Source organism: Pseudonocardia sp. 73-21 (assembly GCF_001899645.1).
GTDB lineage: Bacteria > Actinomycetota > Actinomycetes > Mycobacteriales > Pseudonocardiaceae > Pseudonocardia.
Genome location: NZ_MKVV01000053.1, coordinates 130,773 through 136,772 on the forward strand (window position 1 = coordinate 130,773; position 6,000 = coordinate 136,772).

The 6,000-nt window shown below is 68.8% G+C and carries 6 protein-coding genes; 3 read left to right on the forward strand and 3 right to left on the reverse strand.

The genetic code is table 11. The annotated features are described in order from the left end of the window. Positions 1 to 96: 96 nt before the first annotated feature. The 3 genes from BGP03_RS17310 to BGP03_RS17320 all read left to right on the forward strand — a co-directional run bounded on the left by BGP03_RS17310 (position 97) and on the right by BGP03_RS17320 (position 2,403). Positions 97 to 948 carry a bifunctional DNA primase/polymerase gene (locus tag BGP03_RS17310; protein WP_298800747.1) on the forward strand — a complete coding sequence of 284 codons (852 nt, stop codon included), beginning with the start codon at positions 97 to 99 and terminating at the stop codon, positions 946 to 948. Positions 949 to 1,023: 75 nt separating this feature from the next. Next, complete coding sequence (locus tag BGP03_RS17315; RefSeq protein WP_298800748.1) at positions 1,024 to 1,578, forward strand: hypothetical protein; 555 nt, start codon at positions 1,024 to 1,026, stop codon at positions 1,576 to 1,578. A gap of 90 nt (positions 1,579 to 1,668) precedes the next feature. Next, a complete protein-coding gene (locus BGP03_RS17320; protein WP_298800749.1) occupies positions 1,669 to 2,403 on the forward strand; it encodes a DUF2786 domain-containing protein in 735 nt (244 codons plus the stop codon). Between the two features lie 11 nt (positions 2,404 to 2,414). Here the strand turns inward: BGP03_RS17320 and BGP03_RS17325 are convergent, their stop codons facing one another. From BGP03_RS17325 to BGP03_RS17335, 3 genes are all read right to left on the reverse strand, one after another. After that, positions 2,415 to 2,891, reverse strand: a complete 477-nt coding sequence (locus BGP03_RS17325) for a hypothetical protein (RefSeq protein WP_298800750.1) — start codon at positions 2,889 to 2,891, stop codon at positions 2,415 to 2,417. Between the two features lie 39 nt (positions 2,892 to 2,930). After that, positions 2,931 to 4,556: a hypothetical protein gene (locus BGP03_RS17330; RefSeq protein ID WP_298800751.1), complete on the reverse strand. Its 1,626-nt coding sequence runs from the start codon at positions 4,554 to 4,556 to the stop codon at positions 2,931 to 2,933. Positions 4,557 to 5,738: 1,182 nt separating this feature from the next. Further along, positions 5,739 to 6,000 (reverse strand): hypothetical protein (locus BGP03_RS17335; protein WP_299736744.1); only part of this gene is annotated, 262 nt, incomplete at its 5' end.

Genomic DNA, 6,000 nt, shown 5'->3' on the forward strand with positions numbered 1-6,000 from the left:
TGCCTCCGATCGGCCCTCGACGACCACGCGGCAGCCACACGTCCGTAGTCCAGATGGACGACCGTGATCGCTGTGGCCGATCGGGATCCAGCTCTCATGCGCGAGGCACTGCGCATCGCCGACGAAGGCATGGCGGTCTTCCCGCTGCGCCCGAACTCGAAGGTGCCGGCCCTTGGGCCGGGATGGCAGCGACGGGCGACCCGCGATCCCCAGCGGATCCGAATGTTGTGGAGCGCGCGGCCCTTCAACATCGGCGCCGTCACCGGCGGGGGCATCGTGGCCGTCGACCTCGACGCGCCGAAAACGCACGGCGATCAGCACGGCCGTGACGCCCTCTCCGAGCTCGCCCGCGATCTGGGCCAGGAGATCCCGCGAGAGACCCGGACTGTCGCCACCCCCGGCGGTGGTCTGCACCTCTACATGCGGGTCCAGTCCGATGTCGTGCTGCGCAACAGCGCAGGCATGGTGGCACCGCGCGTCGACATCCGCGCCGACGGTGGCTATGTCGTCGGGCCCGGCTCGAGGATCGACGGCCGGTCCTACCGGATCACCGACAGCGCGCCGGCTGCCCCGATGCCGAACTGGTTGCTCGAGCTGCTCCGGCCCCGGCCATCTGTCCTGCCGCGAGCCTCGACGGTGCCGGTCTCGTCGGCCTACGTGGCGGCGGTGCTTCGCGGCGAGACCGAGGCAGTGGCCCGCGCGGTGGTCGGTACGCGCAACGTGACGCTCTTCCGTGCGGCGGCCAGGCTGGGGACCTTCGTGGGGCAGCAGATGCTCGCCGAGTCCGTCGTGATCGCGGAACTCGAACGGGCCTGCGTGCAGTCTGCCGACTTCGGGATTCGGGAGATCCGTCGCACGATTCGTTCCGGGCTCGATCGGGCCAACCGCCCGGGCCCGCGGGTCCTGCGCGTGCAGCCGGCGGCCGCGCCAAATCGGCGCGGTCGTTGAAGCGTCGCCCTCAGCCATCCACAGGGTGCGGGATCGTCGCACCGGCGGAGCCGCGGCGGTGGCATCGTCGCCCGGATGCTGAAGGTCGCCGTTTGCCTGATCGCGGTCCTCTCCGGTCTCGTTGTGGTGAGCGGCGTCGCCCTCGCGCTGCTCGACTGCGGACCGGCCCGCACAGTGTTCACCGTCGCGGGGTGCGACGGGGCTGGCGCGATCTACGGCCGTGTCGGAGACCGGTGGGCGATATCGGTTCGGGCCGATGCGTGCCACGCGGCCGACCCGGCTGCCCTCTCGGCGGAGTCGACCTCATTCGCCCTGCTCGGCGCAGCGGCTTGGCGGACACCTGGTCCGTCGCTGAGCAGCGTCGACATCACCCTCGGCCGCTCGGCGGACAGGCCGGACGGTCGGGAACCACCCCGAACGATGGTGCTGACCGCTGAACAAGCGGCTGCCCGCTGGGGGCCTCGACCGACGCCTCCCCGCTCGGACCGCCCTCTCCTTGTCCGGGCGGCCCTTGGCGACATGGTGTGGCTGTTCGGGCTCAGTGCCGCGGGGTTGTCGTGTGGGGTGGCGGCGGTGCTCGCGGCTCGTGTGGCCCGACGGATGGGAGTGGTCGCGATCTGGTGGCGCTGACCGGCCACCGGGAAGCCACGTGGTCGTCGCGGTCCCGACGTAGGACGGGTGCCGTCAGGCGAGATCGCGAACTGCGGGAGGTGGGCTGTCATGGCCGTCGAGGACCAGAAGCTGGAGGTCATCCGCAAGGTGCTGGCCAAGGCCGAGCGTGCGGCGACGGCGCAGGAGGCGACCGCGTACAACGCCAAAGCCACCGAGATGATGGCGCGCCACGGTGTGGACACGGCGTTGCTCGCGGCCACCGGGGCGAAGCAGGACCGGATCACCGAGCGACGCATCGCCATGACCGACCCGTACTCGACGGAGAAGTCACAACTGGCGAGCTGGGTGGGCAGCGCTCTGAGCTGCAAGGGCGTTCGCCATCCCGGCGCGCGGCGAGGCACGGTCGACGGGATCACGCTGTTCGGCTACGAGTCCGATCTGCAGCGCGCGGAGATGCTGTTCACCTCGTTGCTGCTGCAGGCGACTCGCCAGGTCGTGGCACAGCGACCCCCGTACTGGTCGGACGAGTCGACGACCGCCTTCCGGCGGACGTGGCTGGTCGGGTTCGCCCGCGAGGTCCATCGCCGGCTCGCCTCCGCCGAGCATGCGGCGGCCGAGCGGCACGAGTCCGCCGCACCGTCGCAGGGCCCGTCTGTCGCGCTGGTCCTCGCCGATCGCCGCACGGCCGTGGACACCGCGTTCGAGCAGCAGTTCTCGGGTCTGCGCAAAGCCCGCCCGCGACGGCTGTCGGGCAGCGGGTTTGCCTCCGGTGCGGATGCCGGGCGGCGCGCGGACCTCGGTGGAGGCCGGTTGGCCGGCAACCGGCGGCAGCTCGACAGGTAGCGATCCGCCGATCAGGAACGCGCGGCGCCCGACGGCCAGACGACGGTGACCGGCAGCCCGCGATCGCGCGCCGCGGCCACGACATCGCCGGTACCGCCGTGCCCGTCGGAGGGCTGGCCGTCCCAGACCGCGACGATACGGTCGACGGTGGCGAGTACGGCCTCCGATGCCGCCATGTAGGCCTCGCGGTCGGAATGCTCGAACGGCAGTGTGCGCACGGTGCTCGCGCGCCCGATCAGCTCCTCGAACGCGGCGGCGTTGGCCGGCTTGACCTTCCGCTCCCGGTAGTCGGCGGCCGGGAGGACGACCTCCACCTGCCCGCCGAGATCGAGCACCACGCGCGCGAACACCTGGTCCGCTCCGCGCGCGAGGCAGCTGACACCGACCAGCGGCGTGGGCGTGTCAGCGAGGACCTCGGTCAAGGCCTGAACGACGGCAGGTTCGGCCGACGGCGCGAGGTTGGAGTGTCCGGTGATGCCGATCCGCACGGCGTTCTCCCAGTTCGGTGGGGTGGTCGAGTGGATAGGCTAGGCGGAGACGAGGTCGCGCAGGCGCGTCTGGGTCTCCCGGACGGCGGGCACGTCGGCGTAGCGGATGGCCTCGCGGTCGAAATCGCCGAGCTTGCGGGCCAGGCGACCGGGGTGACGGTGATCGAACAGGGGCAGCGCGTCCCCGACCAGCGCGCAGGCACGGTCCGGTTCGCCGGTGAGCAGGTACACGCGGGCGAGGCCGACGAGATCCATTGCCCGGTTGCGTGGCCGGTCCGGGCTGCGGTGGTCGAGCGCGCGGCCGATGTAGGCCTCGGCGTGTACGGCTTGCGTCGGGTCGTGGCGCGACAGGTCACGGAAGCGGGCGCCGATGGTTCCGGCCAGCTCGGCGTCGTCGAGGCCCCGCAGCCACCGCGGCTCAGTGTTGGCGAGCTGCTCGGCGAAGGCGTCCTCCGCGGCGCCGACTGCGCGGTGGAACGCGTAGACCCGCCCTTGCTGGGCGTAGCCCCACGCCTCGCGGGTGGCGAGCATGGCGCGCAGGCCGGGTGTTCCGGTCCGTCGGGTTCCGTGCTGGGCGAGCTGGACGAGTTCGAGACCGTCGCCCGCCTCACCGGCGTCGTAGCTTTGGCGTGCCAACGCCGCGATCGCCACGGCGGCGAACGAGTCGGCGCAGGCCGCCTTGGCCAGCTGGACCGCATGCACGTAATGCTCCTGCGCAAGCCGGTGCGCTCCAGCGTCGAAGGCCATCGAGCCGGCGATCTTCGCGAGCTCGGCCGCAGCGAGGTACACCCGCCGCGTCAGGTCGCCGTCGGGCGTTCCGTGAAGACGGTCGGTGACGTCGGCGAGCTGGCCGACGACGGCACCGCGGCCGAGACCGGAGCCGACCGATCGCCAGCCGCGGAACACGACGACGACCTGCTCGATCGCCTCGACCTCGGCGACGGAGAGCGCAGCACCCGCCCGCGCCGACCATCCGGCCATCGGCTCGAGCCAGCCCTGCAGCGGCCCGAGCAGGCCGATCCCGGCTGCCACCGCCCCCGAGCGCAGGGCGTCGCGTCGGTTGAGCACCTCACTCCTCGCGGTCTCCTCGACGGCGGCCAGGACGCCGTCCGTGCTCCACGGACAGTCTGACCTACCGGCGGGCGCGGGGGAGGGGGTTCGTCGGGGGGATGCCGTGAAGCCGAGCTCGGCGTCGGATGCCGCGCCGAGGACCGCCTGCAGCGCCGCCCTGTACGGCCCGATCGGGAAGCGGACGACACCGCGCTCGTACTTCGCGATGTGGTGGCCGTCGAGGTCGTAGCGGCGGCTGGTGGTCGCCCACAGCCATGCGTTGACCCCCTCCGCCAGCTCGCTGCGGGACATGCCCTGACCGGGAGTGACCGATGACGGGCAGCGTTCCCGTGCGGTACGCAGGCGGTGGTTCGGCTCCGGCATCGGTCCCGATCGCCTCCCTGTTTCCGCTTCCGAAGTGTAGGTCCGCGAACGCTGCCGCGAGGCCTGCTGCCCCGACCTGCCCCATACTGCCCCGCCAGCGGATCTCCTCGGCCGGCCCGGCTCGGCCCGATCGTCGAGCACATGGAACTGGTCGCTGTCGCCGGCGCGGTGCTCTTCGCCGTCGTTGTGGTGATCAGCCACCGTCGGCGGCGCCGCGGCCGACATCGTCACAGACACGGCGTACGGAGGGGCATCGACGTTCGTCCCCGCAGGGTGGTGCATTCCCGGCCTTCGTGCGGTAGCCGGCATCGCCATCGTCGTTCCCGTGGCCGATGAAACCTGGCGATATAGCGGGTTATCATCAGGTTGCCCATTGGGCCCAAGTCCAAGTCCTACTGAGCGGGTTTGCTTACGAAGCTGAGGTTCGGCGAATACTCGCCGGCTTGAGAACGTGGGCTCGCTGCGGAAGATGCGCGCACCCCGCCGGCCGCCACACCACCTGGGGGCCGCTCCTCCAACCCTCGCCTGCCGTCTCCAAGAACCTGACGCTCAGCGAGGGCAGTAACTCTACGTGCGCCTCGGGCGCTGATTGGGAGCACTGTCGCAGATGTCAAGGTAATGTAATTGATTCGTGCAGCATCTGCTACCTACTGTACTAGATCATCTTCGAGGCGCTATGCACTACATGCCGAGAACCGAGTTATAACGAATGATTTCGGCCGATCAACGGACTCGCGTATCTCGAAATTCCCAAACTGAGGCCCGGGTGGCGTGGAGAGCGGCCATTGGAGATGGCAAGCGTCGACCTGCCATGTGTTGCCATTCTGGGTGACTTTCGTCATCTTGAAGAAGGAGTAGCCCCATTCGTTGGAAATCTTTTTGTGCAGCGCTGAGATGGCATCGGGATCGCAGATGTTATTTGGTCCCACTTCGACTGCCACGAACTGCGTACGAGCATCCGGCGTCATCATCCACGCACATGCTTTGTAGCCGCCCGAACCGACGACGTCCTCGATAAATGCCTGGGTAAGTGACTGAGGACTCTCCGAGCCGTCGGCTACTGGCGCAGCGGGTTGACTACTTGAGTGGTCGAAGTTAGAAAAGATTCCTGAGAGCAGAGACGACACTCCTCCGCTAGTCCACGCAATCACTACGAAGACTATGGCCGCGATAATCACTAGGCAACCGACGAGCCCAGTGGCCCCATCACCGGAAGATGAGCCACCGCTATACGTACCGGGTGGGTTGGTTGGATTTTGGTACCGCTGCATCTTTTCGCGGTGTTGCCGTTCACGAAAAGAGTCGGTGCTGCCCCATGGATCGCTCGCTCCCATGCTTGACCTCCGGTTCTCGTTGCGGCTTTATAGAGTACTGGAGTCGGGTTCGCCAGGGCACGTGTCCAGCCTCCCATCTTCAGTTTCGTGGAACGACAAGGATGGCTGGCTCGTTCGGCATCAGGTCCGAAGTTGTGAGCGTCACCCGGTACCCATCGCCAGCAATCCTCTGAGCTCGCCGCACGTACGAGATGTCGAATGGGAAGCCTTGAAGCTGCGCCGATGCAACACACCCTGTCTCAAGCAGAAATATCTCCTCCTTAAGCATCGCATCGGCCTTCGGCGGCTCTTCCGGATTTAGAGTGCGAGTGCCCCGCAGTGCAGTAGCGACCGGAGCCGGT

Coding starts and splice junctions, on each gene's coding strand:
- BGP03_RS17310 (WP_298800747.1), top strand. CDS start 97: ATGCGCGAGGCACTGCGCATCGCCGACGAAGGCATGGCGGTCTTCCCG.
- BGP03_RS17315 (WP_298800748.1), top strand. CDS start 1,024: ATGCTGAAGGTCGCCGTTTGCCTGATCGCGGTCCTCTCCGGTCTCGTT.
- BGP03_RS17320 (WP_298800749.1), top strand. CDS start 1,669: ATGGCCGTCGAGGACCAGAAGCTGGAGGTCATCCGCAAGGTGCTGGCC.